This window comes from Leifsonia sp. ZF2019 (assembly GCF_019924635.1).
Taxonomy (GTDB): domain Bacteria; phylum Actinomycetota; class Actinomycetes; order Actinomycetales; family Microbacteriaceae; genus Leifsonia.
In genome coordinates this window covers 1,244,012-1,267,318 of the sequence record NZ_CP065037.1, presented here as the reverse complement: position 1 = coordinate 1,267,318, position 23,307 = coordinate 1,244,012, and the positions used below count along the sequence as shown (strand labels likewise).

Sequence of the window (23,307 nt, the reverse complement as noted above, 5' to 3'; positions counted from 1 at the left end):
ACTCCCCGGGCGAGGAGGGTGTGCTCTCGGCGCTACTTCTTGACGATGTCGTACGTGTAGAAGGTCGAGTTCAGCCCGTTGACGGTATAGCCGGAGAGGTCGCTGGAGGCGACGACGATCTGCGGCGTGAGGTATAGCCACACGCTCGCAGCGTCCTTCGCGATCTGCTCGTTGACCAGCTTCAGCTTCGCGGTCTGCTCGGCGGTGGTCGAGGACTGCTCGGCCTCGTCCACCCACTGGGTGACCTGCGGGTTGTCGTAGCCCCAGTAGAAGTCGGGGTTCCCGTACCAGACCACGTCGCGGTCGTTCACATGCTCCTGGAGGGTCGCCTCGAAGTTCTTCTCCTTGAACACCTTCGAGTACCACTCGTCCGCCGAGATGGTGTTGATGTTCACGGTGATGCCCACCTTGGCGAGCTCGCTCTTCACGAACTCGGCGACGGCGGGGTGCGGGTCGTAGCTCGGGGTGTCGAGCGTGAACGTGAAGCCGTTCGCATAGCCCGCGTCGGCGAGCTCCTTCTTCGCGAGGGCCGTGTCGTAGGGGTTCACCGTGGTGAGGTCCTCGTACCAGGGGTCGCTCGGCGGGACCATCGAGCCGATCAGGGTGCCGTAGTCGCCCCAGATCGAGTTGAGGAGCTTCTTGGTGTCGATCGCGGAGTACACGGCCTTGCGGACCTCAGCCTTGTCGAACGGCGCGACGCGGTCGTTGAACGCCAGGAGCTCCTTGACCGTCGACTTGCCGTCGTTGATCGTGTAGTCCGTGTTGCCCTTGAGCTGGTCGAGCGCGTCCGGGCTCTGGATGTTGGTGACGATGTCGACCTGGTTCGTCACGAGCGCGTTGGAGAGAGCGGAGGCGTCGGTGAAGTAGTCGAAGACGACCTCCTTGTTCTTCGCCTTCTCGCCCCAGTAGCCGCTCCAGCGCTCGATGCTGAGCGAACTGCCGCGCTTCCACGTGCCGAGCGTGTAGGGGCCGGTGCCGTCCTCCGCCGTCTTGTAGTCCTTCACGCCCGGACCGTAGATCCACACGTAGCTGAGGTTGTACGGGAGGGAGATCGACCGGTTCTTCAGTGTGATGACGACGGTGTGCGCGTCGGGGGTCTCGATGCCCGAGATCACCGCGAGCTGCGACTTGCGGGCCGACTGCGAGTCGGCGGCGGTCACGCGCTCGATGCTGCGCTTGACGTCGGCGCTGGTGAACGCGGAGCCGCCGTGGAACTTCACGCCCTCGCGGAGCGTGAACGTGTAGGTGAGGCCGTCCTCGCTGGCGGTGTACTTGGTCGCGAGCAGCGGCTCGACCTTGCCGTCGTCGGTGAGCTTGAACAGCCCCTCGTAGACGTTGCCGTTGAACGCCTCCGTGACTCCGCTGCCGCTGCCGGCGGTGTTGTCGAGGTGGACGGGCTCGTTCTGCGAGCCGACGGCGATCGTCGCGTCCGTTCCGGACGCCGACGAGGAGGACGAGGCGCCCGAGCATCCGGCGAGCGTCAACGCCGCGGCGATGCCGATCGCGAGAGTGGCGAGCAGGGGGGTCTTTCTCAACGGAGTTCTCCTGTGCTGTGGAGGTGGGGGAAGGGAAGGGTGGAACGGACCGGATGCGCTATCGCGCGCCGCCCGAGCGGAGCACCACGCGCTTCTCGCCCGCGAGGACGGGCACGGCGAAGCGGTTGTTCCGCGGCGGCAGCGGACAGTTGTACTGGTCCGAGAAGCCGCAGGGAGGCACGAAGGCGCGGTTGAAGTCCAGGACGACGCGGTCTCCGTCGCGCTGCACGAAGAGGAAGCGCCCGGACGCGTACGTTCCGTCGTTCCCCTCCGCACCGTTGGTGGCGTCGGCGAAGACGAGCAGAAGAGTGCCGTCGTCGTCGAACGCGCTCAGGGTGTGGTCGACGCCGTCGAGCCGGAAGGTGATGTCACCGGGGACGACGAGATCGCGGGTGAGCCCGTTGTCGCGTAGGTGCTCGAAGGGCACCGTGCGGTCGGCCGCGACCGGGCGGAACTCGGCCTCGACGACCCACTCCGGATCGAACGGGAACGCGTCGATGGTCTCGAACGCCCGGATGGCCGGCGAGTCGGCGTCCCACAGGCGGATTCCCCGCTCGGGCTCCCCGGTCTCCAGGTTGCGACGGGTCAGCTCCGTGGCGGTGACGGTGGCGGGCCGGCCGGCGAGCGCGTCCTCCGCCGTGGTCTGATCGTCGGGTGCGAGCCAGCGCGTCTCCACGAGGGCGAGGTTGCCGGTCGGGGCGGCGACGCTCGCGAGCCGCGCCTGTCGCCATGCGTCGTAGCCGGCGCGTGCCGCGTCGACGGACGCGGGCGAAGAGGGTGTGAATGCGGGGGCCTGCGGGGCGGAGAGATCAGTCACGATTTCGGGCATAACGCACTCAGTCTGCGTCTTGTTCCCGACTCGTGCTCAATCGTGTTGCTCTGTGTTGCGCACCGTGGCACGGACGACGGACGGCGTGAGGGCGAGGACTCCGGCGACCAGGGCGGGGATGAGGAGCGCCCAGCCCAGGTCCGGCCGCGCGACGAGACCCTGGAAACAGCCGACGGCGACGGCGATCTGCAGGATCTGGATGGTCACCGTCGACGCGCGTGCCCATCCGCGCCTCCGCAGGATGCCCGCGGCGGTGACGATGACCCAGATCGCCGCGAGCAGCGTCAGGATGAAGATCGCGATCGCGGTCGCGAACGACTCGGGTGTCACCGTGAGCAGTTCGACGAGCAGCCAGCCGGCGAGCCCGGTGACCAGAGCGGCCTCCAGGAACAGGATCACCGCGAGGGCGATCAGCGCGGGCGGTCGGGAGTTCGAGTCGGGCACTATATCACTCCACTATTTCCGTCATGTGTTCCCAGGGTTATCCCATACAAAACTATTGATTCGAGTTGGGCCCTATGGGAGCATATTGGAGGTCGAGTTAGTGCTCACAGGGTGGTGGGCAGGTCTTTTCCCCAACGGATCTGAAGAACCCTGTAACCCGACTGCTTACCTGCATTCTAGGCCACTCAGGCCAGGAGACATTCAGCGAACAAGGAGCATATCTTCATGGATTGGCGCGACAAAGCCGCCTGCCTGACCGCGGACCCCGAGCTTTTCTTCCCCGTCGGAAACACGGGACCCGCCGTCGACCAGATCGACAAGGCGAAGGCGGTCTGCGCGCGGTGCACCGTCACCGAGATCTGCCTGCAGTACGCCCTCGAGACCGGCCAGGACTCGGGCGTCTGGGGCGGCCTCTCAGAGGACGAGCGCCGCGCTCTCAAGCGTCGCGCCGCCCGCGCCCGCCGCGCTTCCTGAGCGCGCGGCACCGCCACACCACAGACTCTTCATCGCACCACAGCACCGCCGAGGCGGCGCTCCGCACCAGCTGGACGGACACCTAGCACCCCGCACAGCACCGACGAGGCGGAGCGCCCCTCGGCCTTTCTTTTGCCGAGGGGCCGCCGACGGCGTCAAACCGTCGTGAGGTAGCGCAGGGGGACCTCGATGGTCACCTCGGTGCCCTGCCCCATGAGCGTGTGCCAGTCGATCGCTCCGCCGAGCTCGCCCTGGATGAGCGTGCGCACGATCTGCGTGCCGAGACCGGAGCCGACCTTGCCCTCCGGCAGTCCCGACCCGTTGTCGACGACCTTGACCGTCAGCGACTCCGCCGAGCGGTTCGCGATGATCTCGACCTGGCCCTCGCGGCCGGCGAGGCCGTGCTCGACGGCGTTCGTGACCAGCTCGGTCAGCGCCAGGGCCAGCGGCGTCGCGTACTCGCTCGGCAGCGTGCCGAAGGAGCCCGACTTCTTGGGATGGACCGTCGTGGTGTGGCTCGCGGCCACCTCCGCGACGAGCAGCAGGACGCGGTCGAACACGTCGTCGAAGTCGACGATCTGCGCCAGACCGGTCGACAGCGTGTCGTGCACGACCGCAATGGCCGCCACTCGGCGCATCGCCTGGCTGAGAGCCTCGCGGGCCTCCTCCGAGTGCGTCCGGCGCGCCTGGATGCGCAGCAGCGAAGCGACCGTCTGCAGGTTGTTCTTGACCCGGTGGTGGATCTCGCGGATCGTCGCGTCCTTGGTGATGAGCTCACGCTCCTGGTGCCGCTGCTCCGACACGTCGCGACAGAGGACGATCGCGCCGACGCGCTCTCCGCGATTGCGGATCGGGATGGCGCGGAGCGACACCGTCACCCCGCGTGCCTCGATGTCGGTCCGCCACGGGGCGCGGCCGGTCACGACGAGCGGGAGCGATTCGTCGACGGTCAGCGTGCCCACCACCAGGCCGGTCGTGACCGTCGCCAGCGACTCACCCTCCAGCTCGCCGGTGAAGCCCATACGGTTGAACGCGCTCAGGGCGTTCGGGCTGGCGAACGTCGTGATCCCGTCGACGTCGAGACGGATCAGCCCGTCCGCGGCGCGCGGCTGGCCGCGCCGAGGGGCGGCCGGCGCGCCCAGGTCGGGGAAGTCGCCGGAGGCGATCATGCTGAACAGGTCGTTGGCGCACTCGTTGAACACGAGCTCCTGCCGGCTCGGCGTGCGCGCCTCGCTGAGGTTGGTGTGCCGGGTGATCACCGCGATCGGCTCGTCGGCCGTGTCGGGCGAGTGCACCGTGAGGCGACGGATGACCGGAACCGCACGCACGCGCGTCGGAGTCTCCTCGTACCAGTCGGGGGCCGACGTGTCGATGATCGTCTTGGTCCGGAAGGCGTCGGTCACCTGCTGCTTCCACTCCGGCTTGATGCGCTGCCCTACGAAGTCGCGGTAGAACAGCGTCGCAGCGCTCGACGGCCGCGCATGCGCGACGGCGACGAAGTCATCGTCGGACGTGGGCACCCACAGCACGATGTCGGCGAACGCCAGGTCGGCGAGCAGCTGCCAGTCGCCGACGAGTCCGTGGAGCCATTCCACGTCGGCCTCGGACGAACGACCCTGGGCATGGATGAGATCACTGAGCGTCGACACCCCCCTAGTGTAGGCGGACCCCCGGCGCCCTGACGGCGGTTATCCACACCCGCGTCGACGCCCTGGACTCCCCCGCTCCCCGCTGCTTGAGTGAGGTCGTGCGAACACCGGCCGGGGGCCGTCGACGATCGGGGGGAACCGTGAGCACAGGGAATCCGGCGCGCGTCGACATCCGTGAGCGCGGTCCTCGCGGCGGCGGACGGTCTCCACCGCCTCCCCTCCCCGCGGGAGCGGACGACGCAGCACGACACCGAATCACATCACAAGGAGACCCATGCCCACCACAGCGACGACGACCGACCGCTCGCCCGCTCCCGCGCGGACGAACGCCCCGGAGCGAACGGCCTCGCCGCGACACGACCGGTCGAACGCTCCGGTCGGCGCCGTCCAGAAGTCCTGTCCGGCCCGTCCCACGATCCATCGCGAACAGCCGCGGGGTGTCGAGGGCGGCGCGAGTCGCTCCGCCACCGGACGCACTCAGGCAGACGAAGCCGAGGACGCCTCCCCCGCGCGGCCCGCCGACCTTCGGCCGCCGACGTCACAGCGACCCCGTGCCACCCGCGCCGTCCCGCCTCCTCCGCTGACCACGTCGGATCCCGGCGCGTACGACGCGCTGGCCGCCCTGGACGACGATCCGGAGCTCCTCTGCCTGAATCTCGCCCATTGCGTCGTCGAGATCCTCGCGGGTGCGCGGGCGCTCGACCAGATCGGCCGCTGGGTCACCGACGCGGTCTTCCTGCATCTCCTGCGGCGGACGGTGCTGGCCGCGCGTGCCCGCAGCGTCGCCGCGCAGGAGGCCATGCGTCCGCGCTTCCGGCTCGGCGCTCCTGTGCTCGGTCGCCCCGCCGACGGCGTGATCGAGGCGGTCGTGGTCGTGCACCAGACCTCCCGCTCCCGCGCCGTCGCCGTGCGCCTCGAGCGTCACCGCTCCCGCTGGCGCGCGACGGCCATCAGCGTCCTCTGACCCCGACCGGATCAGCTGCACGACACCGGAACGCCGGAAGGCGGCCCCTCGAGAGGGGCCGCCTTCCGGTCTGGGCCAGGTCGTGCGGGGCTCAGCGCTTCTTGGACTGGGCGCGGCGCTCCGCGCGGTTCGCGGGAGCATCGTCGCCGTCGGACTCGACGCGCTGGCCGAAGGCGCCGCGCTGCGCGGACGCCTGCTGCGGAGCGGCGGCCTGAGGCGCCGCCTGCTGCTGCGCCTTCTGGGCTCGAGCCGTCGCGGCCTGCTCGATCTGACCGCGCTGGTTGCGGACCTCGACGCCGCCACCCTCGCCCGGGGCGGAGTAGCTCAGACGCTGCTGCTCGCTCTCGCCACGGGCCAGACCCTTGGCCGCCACCGACGGGGACTCGACCTCGCCCGGAGCCTGGTTGACCTCGACCTCCAGGTTGAACAGGAAGCCGACGGTCTCCTCGCGGATCGCCCCCATCATCTGCTGGAACATCGCATAGCCCTCGCGCTGGTACTCGACCAGCGGGTCGCGCTGCGCCATCGCGCGCAGGCCGATGCCGTCCTTGAGGTAGTCCATCTCGTACAGGTGCTCACGCCAGCGACGGTCGATGACCGACAGCACCACGCGGCGCTCGAGCTCGCGCATCGCCGGCGAACCAAGGGACTCCTCGCGACGCTGATACGCGAGGCGGGCGTCGGACATGATCTCGCGTCGCATGAACTCGCGGTTGATGCGGCCCTTGTTGCCCGCTTCCGCGATGACCTCGTCGATGCTGACGCCGACCGGGTAGAGCGTCTTGAGCTCCGCCCACAGGGCGTCGAAGTCCCAGTCGTCCCCGCTGCCCTCGCCGGTGTGCTGGTCGAGGATGTCGTCGATGACGTCCGTCAGGAACTTCTGCACCCGCTCGTGCAGGTCGTCGCCCTCGAGGATGTGGCGGCGGTCGCCGTAGATGGCCTCGCGCTGACGGTTGAGGACGTCATCGTACTTGAGGACGTTCTTGCGGATCTCCGCGTTGCGCGCCTCCACCTGCGACTGCGCGCTGCGGATCGCCCGGCTGACGACCTTCGACTCGATCGCCATGTCGTCCGGGACGCTCGACCGGCCCATGAGGCTCTCGGCGGCGCCGGCGTTGAAGAGTCGCATGAGGTCGTCGGTGAGGGAGAGGTAGAAGCGGCTCTCGCCCGGGTCGCCCTGACGGCCGGAACGACCGCGGAGCTGGTTGTCGATGCGACGGGACTCGTGGCGCTCGGTGCCGAGCACGTACAGTCCTCCCGCCTCGATGACCTTGTCGGCCTCCTCCTGCACCTTCTCCTTCACCTCGGAGAAGACGGCGTCCCACTGCTCCTCGTACTCGTCGGGCGTCTCCACCGGGGAGAGCCCGCGCGCGTTCATCTCGGCGACCGCGATGAACTCGGCGTTGCCGCCGAGCATGATGTCCGTGCCTCGACCGGCCATATTGGTGGCGACGGTGACGGCGCCGAGACGGCCGGCCTGGGCCACGATCGCCGCCTCGCGCGCGTGGTTCTTCGCGTTCAGGACCTCGTGACGGACGCCCTTCTTGGCGAGAGAGCGCGACAGGTACTCGCTCTTCTCGACGCTGGTCGTGCCGACCAGGACGGGCTGGCCCTTCTCGTGGCGCTTGACGATGTCCTCGACGACCTGCTCGAACTTCGCCTGCTCGTTCTTGTAGACGAGGTCTGGCTGGTCGATGCGCTGCATCGGCTTGTTGGTCGGAATCGGGACGACGCCGAGCTTGTACGTGCTCATGAACTCGGCCGCCTCGGTCTCGGCCGTACCGGTCATGCCCGACAGCTTCTTGTAGAGGCGGAAGTAGTTCTGCAGGGTGACGGTGGCGAGCGTCTGGTTCTCGGCCTTGACCTCGACGCCCTCCTTCGCCTCGATCGCCTGGTGGATGCCCTCGTTGTAGCGGCGGCCGACCAGGATGCGGCCGGTGTGCTCGTCCACGATCAGGACTTCGCCGTTCATCACGACGTAGTCCTTGTCGCGCTTGAAGAGGGCGTTGGCCTTGATGGCGTTGTTCAGGAACGAGATCAGCGGCGTGTTGGCGGACTCGTAGAGGTTGTCGATGCCGAGGTAGTCCTCGACCTTCTCGATACCCGGCTCGAGCACGCCGATGGTGCGCTTCTTCTCGTCGACCTCGAAGTCCTCACCGGCGGTGAGGCGCTTGGCGAGGTTGGCGAACTCGACGAACCAGCGGTTCGCCTCGCCCGACGAGGGTCCCGAGATGATGAGCGGGGTACGTGCCTCGTCGATGAGGATCGAGTCGACCTCGTCGACGATGGCGAAGTAGTGTCCGCGCTGGACCATGTCCTGTGCCTGCCACGCCATGTTGTCGCGCAGGTAGTCGAAGCCGAACTCGTTGTTCGTTCCGTACGTGATGTCGGCGGCGTACTGTTCCCGGCGCTCCTCCGGGGTCTGTCCGGAGAGGATGACGCCGGTCGTCATGCCGAGGGCGCGGAACACGCGGCCCATCAGCTCCGACTGGTAGCTGGCGAGGTAGTCGTTGACCGTGATCACGTGAACGCCGCGGCTGGCGATGGCATTGAGGTAGGCGGCCGTCGTCGCGACGAGGGTCTTGCCCTCACCGGTCTTCATCTCGGCGATGTTGCCGAGATGAAGCGCGGCGCCTCCCATGAGCTGCACGTCGAAGTGGCGCATGCCCAGCGTGCGCTTCGCCGCCTCGCGGACGGCGGCGAACGCCTCGGGCAGGAGGTCGTCGAGCGACTCCCCGTTGCTGTAGCGCTCGCGGAGTTCGACGGTCTCGTGCATGAGCTCTTCGTCGGAGAGCGCGGCGAAGTCGTCTTCGAGGGCGTTGACCGCTTTCGCGTACGCCTCGAGCCGACGGAGGGTGCGCCCCTCGCCGAGACGGAGAACCTTTTCCAGAACTGAGGCCACTGATGCACTCCACTTGTGTTCGTTCGGGCCGATCGTGCCCGCGCCCGTGTCGGACGCACGCCGGACGGCTGGCACCGCCGACGTTAGAGACATCGTACGGGATCAGCCGTCGGGTTCCTCCAGCGGAAGCTGAAAGCCGGCCGAATGGAGGGTGGATCCGCGCACGGAGGCGCCGATGGCGTCCGCCGCCCGGGCGGACGCCATCGGCGCGGGGTCGTCAGCCGAGCTTGCGGCTGGCGGTGGCCACCTCCTGCAGCTCATCCGCGTCGTCGTCCAGCGCGATCACGCCGTAGTCCCAGCCCTTGCGGCGGTAGACCACGCTCGGTCGCTGCGTCTCCTGGTCGACGAACAGGTAGAAGTCGTGACCGACGAGCTCCATGTAGTAGAGCGCGTCGTCGACCGTCATCGGAAGCGAGGCGAACACCTTCTTGCGGATGACGACCGGCGAGTACTCCTCGTCAGCGGCCTCCTCCGTCGCCTCGGAGTCCTGCACCACCGGGACGCTGCCCGTCCTGACCTGGTCGAGCACCGCGACCGGCGCCGCTGCGAGCCCCACGGCGCTGAAGCCGTCCGTGCTCGCCTCGCGCAGCGAGGTCGGCCGATGCTGCCCGCGATGGACCTTGCGACGGTCCTTCGCGCGACGCACGCGCTCGAGGAGCTTGCCCAGGGCGATGTCGAACGCCGCGTACTTGTCGGTGCCCGTCGCCTCCGAGCGGACCACCGCCTTCGGCCCCACGAGTGTCAGCTCGACCCGATCATCGCCGTTCTGGCCACCGAGCTTCTCGTTGTGGCGGCTGACCTTGATCTCGAGGGAGATGGCCCGCTCTGCCAGATGCGCGATCTTGTCCGACTTCTCGGTCGCGTATTCACGGAAGCGATCAGTGATTCCCAGGTTGCGTCCGATGATGTTGATGTCCATGGAGACCTCCCTGATCCGACGCGGTGTCGTCCTGATCCCGGGCGACCCGTGCGCCTTTTGGACTACCGTAGTGCTCCCTCACGGGGAACGGAACCGGACAACGCCTGTTATTGACTGGGAACGTTCCGAGGTCTCGCTGTGAGGTCGGCGCCCTCGCGGCGCGGCGTCCGCGCCAGGGCTGCGGCACCCACCACCAGCCCTCCCGCGGCATGGATCGCGCGAGCGGCTTCAGCGACCGTCGACCCCGAGGTCACGATGTCGTCGACGATCAGGCATCGTCTTCCCCGGAGCCGCGTGGACGCGGCCAGGCTCTCCGCACGATTGGCCGCCCGTCCCGCGGACGAGAGACCGGCCTGGTCCTGCGTCTGCCGGGTGAGCCGCAGGGCGCGCCACAGCGGCGGCACGAGGATGCCGGCACGGCGGAGCAGCATCCCCGTCGGGTGGAACCCCCGTCGACGGCGTGCCTCGGTGGTCGACGGGATCAGGACGGGGAGCAAGGCGTCCGCGCCCCTGCCATCGCTGCGCCCGCGCCCCGTCTCCGCTCGGTCGCTCACGGCTCGCTGAGCGTCGACCACGGCGGCCCGCAGTGCACGACCGAGGGCCGGCGCAGCGTCCACCCGCCCGGACTCCTTGAAGGCGAGGATCACCCGCCGCGGAGTCTCGGCGTATTCGAGAGCCGCCCACACGCGCACGCCCCCGGCCGACGTCGTCGCTACGCGAGGGGCCAGGTCGTGCCTGCATCGCGCGCACAGACTCCGGTCCGGCTCACCGCAGCCGGCGCAGCGGACGGGGAGCAGCACGGCGGCCGCGTCGCGGAGGGACTCCTGAAGGATCGATGTGGTTGTCATGGGCTCCAGCATCGCGGCGCTCGCGCGGCCCCGGGCCGCCGGGAGGATCTTCGTGGAGAACAGCGCCGAGCCTCTCCCCTGTGGAGAACGCGCTACGGCTGTCCGAGCTGGACGGCGACCGCACCCACCTTGTCGGCCTGCGCCTGCCATCCCGTCCCGGTGGGCGCCTGGAGGCTTCCATCCGCGGTCAGGACGAGATAGCGCGCAAGACCGTCCGCTCCCACGATCGTGCGGCCTCCGCCCGGCCCGGTCGTGATGGTCTGCTCGCCGCCGATCGTCTGCTCGACGATGCTCGTCGCGTCCCCGTTCGTCGCGTTGAGCACGGCGACCGTGAGTTCGCCTGTCCACGTGACGGCCAGCGGCGTGCCGGAGCCGACCGCGAGCTCCACCGGCTGGGTCAGCGAGGTGGGGACGGATCCGGACCCGCGCACGATCCCCGCCGCCACGAGTGCGTACCCCGTCGAGGTGCGCAGCAGGGCGACGACACGCGTGCCGTCGCGGGAGAGGGCGAACGACTGGATCCCGACCGCCTGCGGCCAGTCCGTCGCCACCGCGTGCACCTCGCCGTTCGCCGCTGTCGCCTGGAGCGCGCCCGGCGCGTCGGCCGGCACCGACCAGACGAATCCCGTGTTGTCGATGGCCGGTGCGATCAGCCCGGCCCGCGCGTCGACGCGGATCGTGTCGCCGGAGCGCCGCACCAGGTACGCGCCACCGGCGGAGAGCACGGCGGCCTCGTCACGGGCTGCGTCGAGGGCCACCGCCGTCGGCTGCAGCGCGACCACCCGGTCGCTGAGGCCGCTGAGCGGGGCCACGGTGGAACCGGAGAGCAGTCCGAACGTGTCCCCGCGGGAGACGATCGCGTGGGTGTCGACCGACGGGTCCTGCTGGGGTGCGGCCCCGGAGCTGAGCGGGGCGATCTGCTCGACATTGCCCTCGATGGAGAGCTGCACCGACTGGGCGAGGCTCCCGAGGCTCTGCTCCAGTTGCAGCTGCATGCGCTGCAACTGGAGCGTGTCGGCCCGTCCCGCTTCGGAACTGAGGTCGACCTGGGCGACGCCGCCGACGGTGGTCACCGACGGGACCGCCAGCTGTGTGCCTTCGGGGAACGCGTTGGCCACCGCACCGTTCAGCCACTTCGCCGGTCCGGCGAGCACCGCGCTCGCCACCCGGGTCGCGGAGGTCGCGACTCGGGCGGGGAACCACCGGGCGTCCGGCACGAGGTAGCTGTAGTCCGGGCTGTAGAAGTACAGCGTCTGCTGCGTGAAGACGGCACGGAACGTCGGGTCGTCGATCACGATGCCGTTCGGCGCCACGGCGATCCGCCACTCACCGCTCTGCTTGACGAGTTCGTAGCGCAGGCCGATCGGCGCCCGGCTCGTCACCGGGTGGTACGCGCCGACCGAATCGACGCTCGCCACCGGATTGACCTCCACCCCCCACTGGTCGCCATCGCTGTCGTAGGTGCGGTTACGACCATCGTCCACGGTGACCGACTCGTCCGGGTTCCAGCTCGCGGCCATGGCGTCGGTCAGATACTCACGAGCGATCCCGAAGTTGTTCTTCGGGCTCGAGGCGGCATCGATGAACCCCTGCACGATGCGCTGCTGGGAGGCGCCCTTCTCAGGTGGGGACGGGTTGAAGTCGAGGTCGAGAGGGTCGTCCACCTGGGCGACCGGGCCGCCCTGCCGCACGGGACCGCTGTCCGGGATGCTGGCGCAGGCCGAGAGCACGAGGGCGACCGCCACCGCGACGGCCGCGGCGATGAACCGGATCGGTCGTCTGCTCATGCGCGGGCCTCCCGCTTCGGAATGGGGCGGACGTCGTCGGCGGAGGCGTCCGGCGACGCGGGCGCGTCGGGCGGCGTGGAGGCCGCAGGCAGCTCGCCCGCGTCGACCGGCGGCAGCGGCAGCGGGGATCCGGCGATCTCACGTCCCGGCACTCGCGGGAGCGTCAGCCGGAAGCACGACCCCTGCCCCGGCATCGACCACACCTGCAGCCAGCCCGAGTGCAGCGTCGCGTCCTCGAGGGAGATGGCGAGCCCCAACCCCGTGCCGCCCAGCGTGCGCTTGCGCGACGGATCGGCTCGCCAGAACCGGTCGAAGACGTGGTTGACGTCGTGATGGCTCATCCCGATGCCGTAATCGCGCACGGTCAGCGCGACCGCGCTCTCATTGCTGTCGACGGTGACCACGACCGGCCGCCGCTCGCCGTGCTCGATCGCGTTCCCGATCAGGTTGCGCACCACGCGCCGGATCCGTCTCGGGTCCATCCCGACGTCGAAGTAGCCGCCGGGCGCGTCGAGGGTGAGGGGGGAACCGTTCTGCTCGGACAGCGCTCGCAGCTCGTCCACGACATCCTCGGCGAGCCGGACGAGATTGGTGGGCTCCGGGTCGAGGACGACGGAGCCCGCGTCGTACCGACTGATCTCGAGCAGGTCGGAGAGGAGCCGGTCGAACCGCTCGATCTGCGTGTGGAGCAGCTCGGCCGTCCGCTCCGTCGCGGGTGGGAACGTCGACCGCTGGTCGTAGATCACGTCTCCGGCGAGCCGAATGGTCGTCAGGGGCGTCCGCAGTTCGTGGGAGACGTCCGAGACGAAGCGCTGCTGAAGCTGCGACAGCGTCCCGAGCTGGTTGATCTGGCTCTGGAGGCTGTCCGCCATCCCGTTGAACGACCGCGCGAGCGACGCGAAGACGTCCTCGCCGCGTTCCGGGATTCGGACGGCGAGGTCGCCCGCCGCCAGACGCTCACTGGTGCGGGCGGCTACGCGGATCGGTTCGACCACGAACCGTACGATGACCCAGGTGATCGCTCCGATGAGGACGATGAGCGCGAGCCCGGCGAGCAGCAGGGTGTTCTGCACGAACAGCAGCGTGTTCTCGGAGTCGCGCAGGTTGTAGCCGATATAGAGCTCGTACCGCCCGTAGGACGGGAGGGTCAGCTGGGTTCCGACGACGATCCCGGGATCGGAGGAGTCGGAACCCGCCGGCAGCGCGACGGACTGGTAGAACTGCTCGGTCCCGCCGGTCTGCACCTTGGCGCGGAGCTGGTCGGAGATGACCGAGTTGAGCGCCGGGCTCCCCCGGTCCGGCGGCGCGAGAACGCTCGTGTCCTGTCCGGGCACCCGGTACGCTGCGACCAGCCGGCTGGAGGTCGAGGTCTGCACCGACTGCAGCGCCGAGTTCAGGAGGTTGCGGCCGCCGTCCGCCGACGAGACGTCGGAGGCGTTCATGGTCGACTGCGCAGCCGTCGTCGCCCGACTGGAGTCGCGAAGCGCCTGGTCCAGCCGCGATTGGTACAGGTCGTTGGAGATGCTGAGCGCCATGTAGACGCCCGTCACCAGGATCGCGACCCCGGTGAGGGCGAGGGTGATCGCGACGGTGCGCAGCTGGAGGGAGCGGCGCCACAGTCGGGCGAGCCGCGACGGCGCCTGTCGCCACCACTCCTTGTCCGGCCACCGGAACCGCATCGCGACCGGCTCCGCGCTATGTCGCCGCGCCGGCGCGGTAGCCGACGCCGCGCACGGTCATGACGATCTTCGGGTTGTCGGGATCCTGCTCCACCTTGGCACGCAGGCGCTGGACGTGGACGTTGACGAGCCGGGTGTCGGCCTTGTAGTGGTAGCCCCACACCTGCTCGAGGAGCATCTCGCGGGTGAACACCTGCTGCGGCTTCGACGCGAGCGCCAGGAGCAGGTCGAACTCGAGCGGGGTGAGTGCGATGCGCTGCTCGCCTCGACGCACCTCGTGGCCGGCGACGTCGACCACGAGATCGCCGATGCGCAGCTGCTCGGCCGGCGGCGTGGAGGCGGCGGGACGCAGCCGCGTGCGGATCCGCGCGACGAGCTCCTTCGGGTTGAACGGTTTGACCATGTAGTCGTCCGCGCCGGATTCGAGCCCCTTGACCACGTCGGCGGTGTCGGACTTGGCCGTCAGCATGATGATCGGCGTGCCCGACTCCGCCCGGATCCGGCTGCATACCTCGATGCCGTCGAGCCCCGGCAGCATCAGGTCGAGCAGGACGAGGTCGGGTCGTGCCGAGTGGAACGTGTCGACGGCCTGGGCGCCGTCCTCGCAGAAGACCGGGTCGAAGCCCTCGGTGCGCAGCACGATGCCGATCATCTCGGCGAGGGCGGTGTCGTCGTCGACCACCAGGATGCGACTAGTCATGTGCGAAGTTCCCCTGAACCCCTCTCGGGCGGCCGGCGGCCGCGGATGCAACGGCACAACCATAGTCGAGTCCCCTGGTCGAGCCGTGGAGGGCCGCCGCGAGGCCGCTGTGGAGAAGTCGGAAGCCTGCCCGTTCCCTGTGGACGGGACCGTGCGGCGGTGACAGATGTGCCAGCATGGGAGCAACGCACGACGGGCGGGGATGAGAGGGCACGGCGTGAGCGACGAACAAGACGGTCAGGCACCGCGGCCGCGATACGGGGAGTACGCGCCGGGACAGGAGCCCGGTCAGGCACAGCCGCCGGTCTACGGCCAGCAGCCGCCGGTCTACGGCCAGCAGCCGCCGGCGTGGCAGCAGCAGCCTCCGACCTGGCAGCAGCAGCCCGGCTGGCAGCAGCAGCCCGGCTGGGCGCCGCCGCCGAAACCGGGGCTCGTCCCCCTGCGCCCGCTGCCGTTCGGAACGCTTCTCGGCGCTCCGTTCCAGGCGCTGCGGCGCAATCCGAAGATCACCGTCGGCGCGGCGCTGCTCATCCAGGGCATCCCCACCATCCTGGTCACCGTCATCCTCGCCGGCGCCGTGTACTTCCTGCTCCAGCGCGCCATCAACGCAGACACGTCGGATCAGAGCACTCTGCTCGCGGGCGCCGTCGGCGGCGCGGTCGTGCTCGGCCTGCTCTCGATCGTCGTCTCGGCGATCTCCAGCGCACTGCTCCAGGGCGTCGTGGTCGGCGAGGTCGCGCGCGAGACGCTCGGCGACAAGCTCACCTTCCGGTCCCTCTGGCAGCTCGTGCGCGGCCGCATCGGTCCGCTGATCGGCTGGACCTTCCTGGTGTCCTTCGCCTGGTTCGTCGCGATCGCCCTCGTCGTGGCGATCGCCGTCGCGCTGGCCGCCGTCGGCGGCTCGGCAGGCATCATCGGGGCCGCGCTCGTCGGGATCCTGGGCGGCCTCGGACTGATCGCGCTGGCCGTGTGGGTCAACACCAAGATCGCTCTCGTGCCGAGCGCGATCGTGCTCGAACGGCTCCGGATCGGCGAGGCCCTCACGCGCTCGTGGCGGCTCACGACCGGGTACTTCTGGAAGACCTTCGGGCTCATCGCCCTGATGACCGTCATCATCTACGCGGTCGCGCAGATCGTGTCGATCCCGTTCGGCGTGGTCGGCGGGATGCTCGGCGGCATCTTCGCACCGACCTCGCTCAGCACGAACGATCCATCGTCGTTCACTCAGATCCTCGTCGGACAGCTCGGCGTCAATGTGCTGTCGAGCATCGTCGGCGCCGTCGTCGGTGCGATCGGGAGCGTGGTCCAGACGGCGGCGGTGTCGCTGCTCTACATCGACCTCCGGATGCGCAAGGAGGGTCTCGACCTCCAGCTTGTCCGCTTCGTCGAGGCACGCCAGACCGGGCAGGAGCTGCCCGACCCGTACCTGGTCCCCGCCCCCGCAGCCCCGGCGGCGCCCTCGGCGACCCCGCCCTGGCCGGGCAGCTGAGGATCGTGCGCTTCGACATCCCCGTCGACCCGTCCGGGCCGCAGGCTCAGGAGTGGATCAGGGAGGAGCTGGCCAGGCCGGAGTACCAGGCGGCCAAACCGACCTGGTTCGACCTCGCCTCCAAGGCCGTGCAGGACTGGATCGACTCGCTGCTGCAGGGACCGACAGGCGATGCCGGCCCGGTCCTCCTGCTGGTCGTCGTCCTGGTGATCGCGGCGCTCGTCGTCGCCGCGTTCGTGATCTTCGGCCGCCCGCGGGTGAACCGCCGCTCGGCCCTGGACAGGCGGCCCGTCTTCGGGGACGACGACGGGCGCTCCGCCGCAGAACTGCGGCGTTCCGCGTCGGAGGCGGCGAGCGCCGGCGACTGGGTGCTGGCGATCGAGGAGCAGTTCCGGGCGATCGCGGTCGGGCTCGACGAGCGGACCCTCGTGGCGGTCACGCCCGGGACCACCGCGACCCATTTCGCCGCGACCGCCTCCACCGTCGTCCCGGGCGAACGGGAGCAGCTGAGCGAGGCGGCGCGCTCGTTCGATGCCGTGCGCTACCTCGACCGTCCCGGAACCCCCGCTGCCTACCAGCAGCTCGTCGCTCTCGACCAACGGCTGCAGCAGGTGCGTCCGGCGATCCCGGTGGCGGTGCCATGACGCCCGCACCTCCCGTCGACATGACACCGGAGACGAGCACGACGCCGGCGGATGCGTCGGCCGTCTCCCCCACCCTCCGGCAGAGCGGCCGTCGCGCCGTGCCGTGGATCGTGCTCGGCGCCGTCGCCGTCCTGGTCGCGCTGGCGGGCATCTTCCTGACCGGAGGCCGCTCCTCGTCCGGTGTCCCGCTGGATGCAGGCAATGCCGGGCCGACCGGAGGCAAGGCGCTCGCACAGGTCCTCGGGTCCCGCGGTGTGGACGTGCGCGACGCATCGTCTCTGGATCAGGTGCGCGAAGCGGTCGGCGCCGGAAGCGACACGACCCTCTTCGTGTTCGACGACGCGGGCAATCTCGAATCGTCGGCCTACGACGAGCTCGCGCGGCTCGCGAAGACGATCGTGATCGTCGAGCCGACTTTCCGCACCCTCCGCACGGTGGCGCCCGGCGTCCACGCGAGCGGCGAGCCGAGGGGGCCCGCGGACGCCGGCTGCGGTGTCCCCGCCGCGGAGCGGGCCGCGCGGATCGACCCGCGCCCGACCGGCAACACCTCCGGGGCGACAGTCCCCGGCACCTTCCGCGTGCAGGACGACGGCGCCTCCTGCTTCGCCGACGCGACCGGCGCGGCCTCTCTCGTCCGCACCATGTTCAAGGGTGCGACCGTCTACCTGGTCGGGTCGGCGCCGCTGCTCATGAACGACGGGATCGACCGTGCCGGGAACGCCGCACTGGGTCTGAACCTGCTCGGACAGCACGGCACCCTCGTCTGGTACCTGCCGGGGATCGACGACCGCCCGGTGACCGGGCCGCCGGACCTCGCGGCCCTGACGCCGGGCTGGGTGACGCCCGTGCTCCTCCTTCTCGTCCTCGTCGTCGTGGCGGCGGCGGTCTGGCGCGGGCGTCGGTTCGGCCCGCTCGTGGTCGAGAACCTCCCCGTCGTCGTGCGCGCCGGTGAGACGCGGGAGGGCCGCGCCCGCCTGTACCAGCGCTCGTCCGCGCACCTGCGCGCGGCCGATGCCCTCCGGATCGGCACGCTCGGGCGCCTGGCCGCCCTGGTCGGCCTTCCCGCCTCGGCGAGCGCGACAGAACTCGCCGAGGCCGTCGCGGCGCTCACCGCCCAGGATCGCACTCGCGTCCGCGATCTGCTGGTCGACGACATCCCCCGCACGGACCGCGACCTGATCGCCCTCTCCGACGACCTCGCGGCGCTCGAACGGGCGACCGCTGCCGCCGCCTCGCCCGCCGAGGCGGGCTCGACCGGAAGAATGGAGCCATGACCGACGTCACGACCGGAGTCCCCGTATCCCCCGCCCCGCCGGAAGACGCTGCGGCGCTGCGGCAGACCCTCGCCCGCGTGCGGACCGAGGTCGGCAAGGCCGTCGTCGGCCAGGACGGCGCCGTCACGGGCTTGATCATCGCCCTCCTCGCCCGCGGGCACGTGCTGCTCGAGGGGGTCCCCGGGGTGGCGAAGACGCTCCTGGTCCGCTCGCTCAGCCACGCGCTCAGCCTCGACACCAAACGCGTCCAGTTCACGCCCGACCTGATGCCCGGCGACGTGACGGGCTCCCTCGTCTACGACGCGCAGACCGGCGGCTTCGTCTTCCGCGAGGGCCCGGTGTTCACGAACATCCTGCTCGCGGACGAGATCAACCGCACTCCCCCGAAGACGCAGTCCGCCCTGCTCGAGGCGATGGAGGAGCGCCAGGTGAGCGTCGACGGTCTGAGCCGTCGCCTCCCCGACCCGTTCATCGTCGCCGCGACGCAGAACCCGATCGAGTACGAGGGCACGTACACGCTGCCTGAGGCACAGCTCGACCGCTTCCTGCTCAAGCTGACCCTGGACATCCCCGAACGCGAGACCGAGGTGGAGGTGCTGCGCCGCCACGCGGCCGGCTTCAATCCGCGGGATCTGGCCGCCGCCGGCGTCATGCCCGTCCTCACCGCCACCGAGCTGCAGGCCGCCCGCGACTCGGCCGCCGCGGTGGGGGCGAACGCGGACGTGCTCGCGTACATCGTGGATCTGGCCCGCGCCACCCGGCAGAGCCCGTCCGTGCGCCTCGGCGTGAGTCCGCGCGGAACCACCGCCCTTCTCGCCGCCGCGAAGGCGTGGGCCTGGCTGTCCGGCTACGACTCGATCACGCCGGATCATGTGCAGGCGATGCTCGTCCCCGTCTGGCGGCACCGTATCCAGTTGCGGCCCGAGGCGGAGCTGGAGGGCGTGGGACCGGATGCGATCCTGCGCTCGATCGTCCAGCAGGTCCAGGTCCCGATCTGACCGACCATGACGGTTTCCGGACGTTTCGTCGCCCTGCTCGCGCTGGGGGTCATTCCCATCGTGCTGCTGGGGCGTGAGGCTGCGCCCGCCTATGCCGCGCTCGGCGGCTGGGTGCTGCTCTGCCTCCTGCTCGGCGCCGTGGACCTCGCGATCGCGGGCTCCCCACGACGCGTGCGCATCGAGCGTTCGATCCCGGGGCGCGTCCGTCTCGGCGCCGAGGCGACGGCAGAGCTCGTCATTACGAACACCGGCAGGCGGACGATCCGCGGAACCCTGCGCGATGCGTGGGAGCCGTCGGCCGGGGCGGCGCCCTCCCGGCACCGGCTGGTGCTCCCGTCCGGCGAGCGTCGCCGGTTCGCAGTCACGCTGAAGCCGTGGCGGCGGGGCGAGCGCCGGGTCGCGCAGATCACCGTGCGGGCATGGGGGCCGCTGCACCTGTGGGCGCGGCAGGCGACGCTCTCCGCGCCCGGGCGCATCCGGGTGCTTCCGCCGTTCTCCTCCCGCAAGCATCTCCCGTCGCGACTGGCGCGGCTACGCGAGCTCGACGGGACCACCAGCGTGCTCCTGCGCGGTCAGGGCTCCGAGTTCGACTCGCTCCGGGAATACGTCCGTGGGGATGACGTGCGCTCCATCGACTGGCGCGCGACCGCCCGGCGGCACGATCCGACCGGCGGGAGCGGCGCCCGGGTGATGGTGCGCACGTGGCGGCCGGAGCGGGATCGCCGTGTCGTGATCGTCGTGGACACGGCGCGCACGTCGGCCGCCCGAATCGCCGACGAGCCCCGGATCGACACCGCTTTCGAGTCCTCGCTCCTGCTCGCGGCACTCGCGACCAGAGCCGGTGACCGGATCGACTTCCTCGCCTACGACCGGGTCGTCCGGGGCCGGGTCCACGGGGCGAACGGCCCGGAGTTGCTCTCCCGGATGGTCGACGCCATGTCCGCCATCGATCCCGCCCTCATCGAGATGGACTGGTCCGCGGTCCCCGCACAGGTCGGAGCGATGACGAGCCAGCGTTCCCTGGTCGTGCTGCTGACCTCCCTCAACGCCCCCGGCGCCGCGCGCGGCCTGCTCTCGGTCCTGCCGCAGCTGACGAGGAAGCACCTCGTGGTGGTGGCGAGCGTGACCGACCCGGACACGCTGACGGCGACGCGCGAACGCGGCGACCGCTCCGCCGTCTACCGCGCGGCGGCGGCGGAACGGTCTCTGCTCGACCTGGCGCGCGTGACCGCGGCCGTGCGGCGGCTGGGCGGCGACGTCGTCACGGGTTCGCCCGAGGATCTCCCCCCTGCTCTCGCAGACCGCTACCTCGCTCTCAAGGCCGCCGGGCGGCTCTGACACCCGAGGAACGCGCTCCGGGAGCCCGCCCGGTCGGGCCGTCGGATCAGGCGGCGACGATCCGGCGTGCGCCTGCGTCGAACTCCCCGAGGTCGCCGGTCTCACCGAGACGGACGGCGCGTCGTCCGACGAACAGCATGTAGAACAGGAACGCGGCGAGCGCCAGGGATCCGATGGCGACCTTGGCCCAGACCGGCAGGCCCGACGGGGTGACGAAGCCTTCGATGAGACCGGAGACGAACAGGCTGATCGCGCACCCGACCGCCACCGTGAACAGCGCGCGGCCGTCTTCGGCCAGAGCCTGCGCACGGGTGCGGGCGCCCGGCGCGATCCACGCCCAGAAGATGCGGAGCCCGGCCGCCGCCGCCACGAAGACGCTGGTGAGCTCGAGGAGACCGTGCGGCAGGATGTACGAGAACATCACGTCGCCGCGACCGTAGGCGAACATCACCCCGGCCGCTGTGCCGACGCCGACGGCGTTCTGGATGAGGACGTACGGGACCCAGAGGCCGGTGATGCCGAACGCGATGCACTGCGCGGCGATCCACGCGTTGTTGGTCCAGACCTGCCCGGCGAACGACGCAGCCGGGTTGTTCGAGTAGTAGTCGATGAACGTGTGGTCGACGTACCGCCGCAGGTTCGCATCGCTCCCGAGGTTGCGCAGCACATCCGGGTTCCCCGTGATCCACAGCGCGTACAGGGTCGCGACGATCACGGTGAACACGGTCACTCCGAGCACGACCCAGCGGATGCGGTATAAGGCCGCGGGGAGCTCGAGGGCGAAGAAGCGCGGGATCTGCGAGAAGAGGTTGGCGCCGGCGCCGGTGAAACGCAGTCGTGCGGACGACAGGGTCAGCGACAGCCGGTCGCCCACCGCCGTCGATCCCGCGCTGGTCTGGATCGCCGAGAGATCGGCCGCACCCGACTGGTAGAGATCGATGAGCTCATCGGCGTCCTTGCCGTCGAGTCGTCTCTTGGCGGCCAGCCGGGCCAGTCGGTCCCAGTCGGCGCTGCGCGCTGCGGTGTATGCGTCGAGATCCATCTGCTTGAATGATAGCCATGACGGCAGCGGCGGACGGGTTCCCGGAGCCGGTCGAGCGCGAACTGGTGACCGGCGAGGCCGTCACCCTCGATGTCAAGCCGGTCAGCTACATCCTGCGCGCAGCGGGCACGATCATCGACTGGCTCGTCTCCATGCTGGTGATGCTCGGTTGCGTACTGCTGCTCGTCGCGACGGGCGGCGGCCTCGACGAGGCCCTCGTCCGCGCTCTCGTCATCCTGATCCTCGTGCTCGGCACGGTCGTCCTCCCGACCACCGTCGAGCTGGCGTCGCGCGGTCGCTCTCTCGGCAAGCTCGCGGTCGGCGCCCGGATCGTGCGCGACGACGGCGGCGCGATCGGCTTCCGGCACGCGTTCATCCGCGCGCTCACCGGTGTGCTCGAGATCTTCCTGACGGTGGGCGGCATCGCGGCGCTGACCGGCCTGCTCAACGCGCGCTCGAAGCGGCTCGGCGACCTGCTCGCCGGAACCTACAGCCAGCTGGTCCGCGTCCCGCAGCCGCGCCCGCTCGACCTCTACCTCTCCCCCGCCCTTGCCGGGTGGGCGGTGACCGCCGACGTCGCACGTCTCCCCGATCGCCTCTCGCGGCGGATCGCGCAGTTCGTCCGGCAAGCGCCGCAGCTCACGCCGGCCGCGCGCTACGGTCTGAGCACCGAGCTCGCCCGTGAAGCATCCGCCCACGTCTCGCCCCTGCCCGATGTCGACGCGGAGACCTTCCTCGTCGGCGTCGCCGTGCTGCGCCGTCAGCGGGACGCCCGCGGCCTGGCGCTCGAACAGGAGCGGCTCGACCGGCTGGCGCCCGTGCTCGACGGGCTCCCCCACGCTTTTCCCGACCGCTAGGAGACCCGGTGACCGACGCCCGCACCCCCGAGTACCGCGCCCACTTCGACGCGACCGTCGCTTTCGTGAACGGCGGCGGCCTCACCGCGGAGGGATTCCGTCTCGACCTCCCCTCCGCCGACCTGAGCGAGGGCGAGATCGCCCGCCTGTTCGTCCAGCACCTCGGGCTGGCGCTCGTCGGAGAGGTCCGTCTCGGCGACCTGCGGATCGTCGAGGAGGCCCACCGGGGCAGTCGCGGAGTGGGGGCGGCCGAGCGGAGCGAGCGCGATCCGAGCCGCCGCGTCATCGACCTCAGCCACCCCATCCGCGCCGGCCTGATCACCTATCCCGGCCTCCCGGCACCGGTCATCACCCCGCACCTGACGCGGGAGGACTCACGCGCGAGGTACGCGCCCGGGACAGAGTTCGCCATGGACGTCATCACGATGATCGGCAACACCGGCACCTACCTCGACAGTCCGTATCACCGCTATGCGGACGGCGGCGACCTCGCGTCCCTCGACCTGTCGTCGCTCGTCGGCCTGCGCGCCGAGGTGATCCACGTACCCGACGCGATCGAGCGCGGGGTCCCCGCATCGGTCTTCTTCGACCGGGATGTCGCCGGCGCCGCGGTGCTGGTGCACACCGGTTGGGATGCGCACTTCGGCACCCCCGCCTACGCCGCGGGCGCCCCGTACCTGACCGACGACGCGGCGGCGCACCTCGTCGAGCAGGGAGCCGTCCTCGTCGGGATCGACTCCCTCAACATCGACGACACCGAGGGCGGCGGCGCACGCCCGGTGCACTCGCGCCTGCTGGCCGCCGGCGTGCATGTCGTCGAGCACCTGACCCGCCTCGGCGAGCTCCCGGCGCGCGGCGCACGCTTCACAGCGGCGCCGCCGGCGGTGGAGGGGTTCGGGACCTTCCCCGTACGGGCGTTCGCGGAACTCTGAGGA

20 protein-coding genes are annotated in these 23,307 nt (G+C 70.3%); 9 read left to right on the top strand and 11 right to left on the bottom strand.

Annotated features, from left to right (window positions below; genetic code table 11):
• Nucleotides 1-32: 32 nt before the first annotated feature.
• The 3 genes from IT072_RS06180 to IT072_RS06170 are packed head-to-tail and all read right to left on the bottom strand — an operon-like array spanning nt 33 to nt 2,808.
• Nucleotides 33-1,535, bottom strand: coding sequence for an ABC transporter substrate-binding protein (locus tag IT072_RS06180; RefSeq protein ID WP_223360080.1), 1,503 nt, complete (start codon nt 1,533-1,535; stop codon nt 33-35).
• 58 nt (nt 1,536-1,593) lie between these two features.
• A complete protein-coding gene (locus IT072_RS06175; protein WP_223360079.1) occupies nt 1,594-2,364 on the bottom strand; it encodes a DUF1684 domain-containing protein in 771 nt (256 codons plus the stop codon).
• A gap of 36 nt (nt 2,365-2,400) precedes the next feature.
• On the bottom strand, nt 2,401-2,808 hold the full coding sequence (locus IT072_RS06170; RefSeq protein WP_223360078.1) for a hypothetical protein: 408 nt from the start codon (nt 2,806-2,808) through the stop codon (nt 2,401-2,403).
• Nucleotides 2,809-3,033: 225 nt separating this feature from the next.
• On the opposite strand from IT072_RS06170, the gene IT072_RS06165 reads away from it, so the two are divergent.
• Entirely contained in the window at nt 3,034-3,282 is a 249-nt protein-coding gene (locus IT072_RS06165) for a WhiB family transcriptional regulator (protein ID WP_018190103.1), read from the top strand.
• Between the two features lie 155 nt (nt 3,283-3,437).
• Here the strand turns inward: IT072_RS06165 and IT072_RS06160 are convergent, their stop codons facing one another.
• Nucleotides 3,438-4,931: a sensor histidine kinase gene (locus IT072_RS06160; RefSeq protein WP_223360077.1), complete on the bottom strand. Its 1,494-nt coding sequence runs from the start codon at nt 4,929-4,931 to the stop codon at nt 3,438-3,440.
• Nucleotides 4,932-5,205: 274 nt separating this feature from the next.
• On the opposite strand from IT072_RS06160, the gene IT072_RS06155 reads away from it, so the two are divergent.
• Nucleotides 5,206-5,895 (top strand): Rv3235 family protein, encoded by a 690-nt coding sequence (locus IT072_RS06155; RefSeq protein ID WP_223360076.1) that lies wholly within the window; start codon nt 5,206-5,208, stop codon nt 5,893-5,895.
• Nucleotides 5,896-5,986: 91 nt separating this feature from the next.
• Here the strand turns inward: IT072_RS06155 and secA are convergent, their stop codons facing one another.
• The 6 genes from secA to mtrA all read right to left on the bottom strand — a co-directional run bounded on the left by secA (nt 5,987) and on the right by mtrA (nt 14,730).
• Nucleotides 5,987-8,797, bottom strand: a complete 2,811-nt coding sequence (gene secA, locus IT072_RS06150; RefSeq protein ID WP_223360075.1) for a preprotein translocase subunit SecA — start codon at nt 8,795-8,797, stop codon at nt 5,987-5,989.
• Nucleotides 8,798-9,014: 217 nt separating this feature from the next.
• Entirely contained in the window at nt 9,015-9,716 is a 702-nt protein-coding gene (hpf, locus tag IT072_RS06145; RefSeq protein ID WP_223360074.1) for a ribosome hibernation-promoting factor, HPF/YfiA family, read from the bottom strand.
• A gap of 107 nt (nt 9,717-9,823) precedes the next feature.
• Complete coding sequence (locus tag IT072_RS06140) at nt 9,824-10,564, bottom strand: ComF family protein (RefSeq protein ID WP_223360073.1); 741 nt, start codon at nt 10,562-10,564, stop codon at nt 9,824-9,826.
• Between the two features lie 92 nt (nt 10,565-10,656).
• Nucleotides 10,657-12,351 carry a GerMN domain-containing protein gene (locus tag IT072_RS06135; protein WP_223360072.1) on the bottom strand — a complete coding sequence of 565 codons (1,695 nt, stop codon included), beginning with the start codon at nt 12,349-12,351 and terminating at the stop codon, nt 10,657-10,659.
• The gene (gene mtrB, locus IT072_RS06130) at nt 12,348-14,030 is read right to left on the bottom strand and encodes an MtrAB system histidine kinase MtrB (RefSeq protein ID WP_223360071.1); all 1,683 of its coding nucleotides are present in this window, start codon (nt 14,028-14,030) and stop codon (nt 12,348-12,350) included. Before mtrB ends, IT072_RS06135 begins: the two co-directional genes overlap by 4 nt.
• A 16-nt stretch (nt 14,031-14,046) precedes the next feature.
• Nucleotides 14,047-14,730, bottom strand: a complete 684-nt coding sequence (gene mtrA, locus IT072_RS06125; RefSeq protein ID WP_223360070.1) for an MtrAB system response regulator MtrA — start codon at nt 14,728-14,730, stop codon at nt 14,047-14,049.
• A 217-nt stretch (nt 14,731-14,947) separates the two neighbouring features.
• Here mtrA and IT072_RS06120 point away from each other — a divergent pair, with 217 nt between their 5' ends.
• Genes IT072_RS06120 through IT072_RS06100 form a run of 5 tightly spaced genes read left to right on the top strand, consistent with a single transcriptional unit; the run spans nt 14,948 to nt 20,473 of the window.
• Nucleotides 14,948-16,219 (top strand): hypothetical protein, encoded by a 1,272-nt coding sequence (locus IT072_RS06120; protein WP_223360069.1) that lies wholly within the window; start codon nt 14,948-14,950, stop codon nt 16,217-16,219.
• Between the two features lie 5 nt (nt 16,220-16,224).
• The gene (locus tag IT072_RS06115; RefSeq protein ID WP_223360068.1) at nt 16,225-16,863 is read left to right on the top strand and encodes a DUF4129 domain-containing protein; all 639 of its coding nucleotides are present in this window, start codon (nt 16,225-16,227) and stop codon (nt 16,861-16,863) included.
• Entirely contained in the window at nt 16,860-18,137 is a 1,278-nt protein-coding gene (locus IT072_RS06110; RefSeq protein WP_223360067.1) for a DUF4350 domain-containing protein, read from the top strand. The genes IT072_RS06115 and IT072_RS06110 overlap by 4 nt, the downstream gene beginning before the upstream one ends.
• Nucleotides 18,134-19,135, top strand: coding sequence for an AAA family ATPase (locus tag IT072_RS06105; RefSeq protein WP_223360066.1), 1,002 nt, complete (start codon nt 18,134-18,136; stop codon nt 19,133-19,135). The genes IT072_RS06110 and IT072_RS06105 overlap by 4 nt, the downstream gene beginning before the upstream one ends.
• Before the next feature lie 6 nt (nt 19,136-19,141).
• Nucleotides 19,142-20,473 carry a DUF58 domain-containing protein gene (locus IT072_RS06100; protein WP_223360065.1) on the top strand — a complete coding sequence of 444 codons (1,332 nt, stop codon included), beginning with the start codon at nt 19,142-19,144 and terminating at the stop codon, nt 20,471-20,473.
• Between the two features lie 46 nt (nt 20,474-20,519).
• On the opposite strand, the gene IT072_RS06095 is transcribed toward IT072_RS06100, so the two are convergent.
• Nucleotides 20,520-21,515 (bottom strand): stage II sporulation protein M, encoded by a 996-nt coding sequence (locus IT072_RS06095; protein WP_223360064.1) that lies wholly within the window; start codon nt 21,513-21,515, stop codon nt 20,520-20,522.
• A gap of 17 nt (nt 21,516-21,532) precedes the next feature.
• On the opposite strand from IT072_RS06095, the gene IT072_RS06090 reads away from it, so the two are divergent.
• Entirely contained in the window at nt 21,533-22,372 is an 840-nt protein-coding gene (locus IT072_RS06090) for an RDD family protein (protein ID WP_223360063.1), read from the top strand.
• Between the two features lie 8 nt (nt 22,373-22,380).
• Entirely contained in the window at nt 22,381-23,304 is a 924-nt protein-coding gene (locus IT072_RS06085) for a cyclase family protein (protein ID WP_223360062.1), read from the top strand.
• Nucleotides 23,305-23,307: the final 3 nt, after the last annotated feature.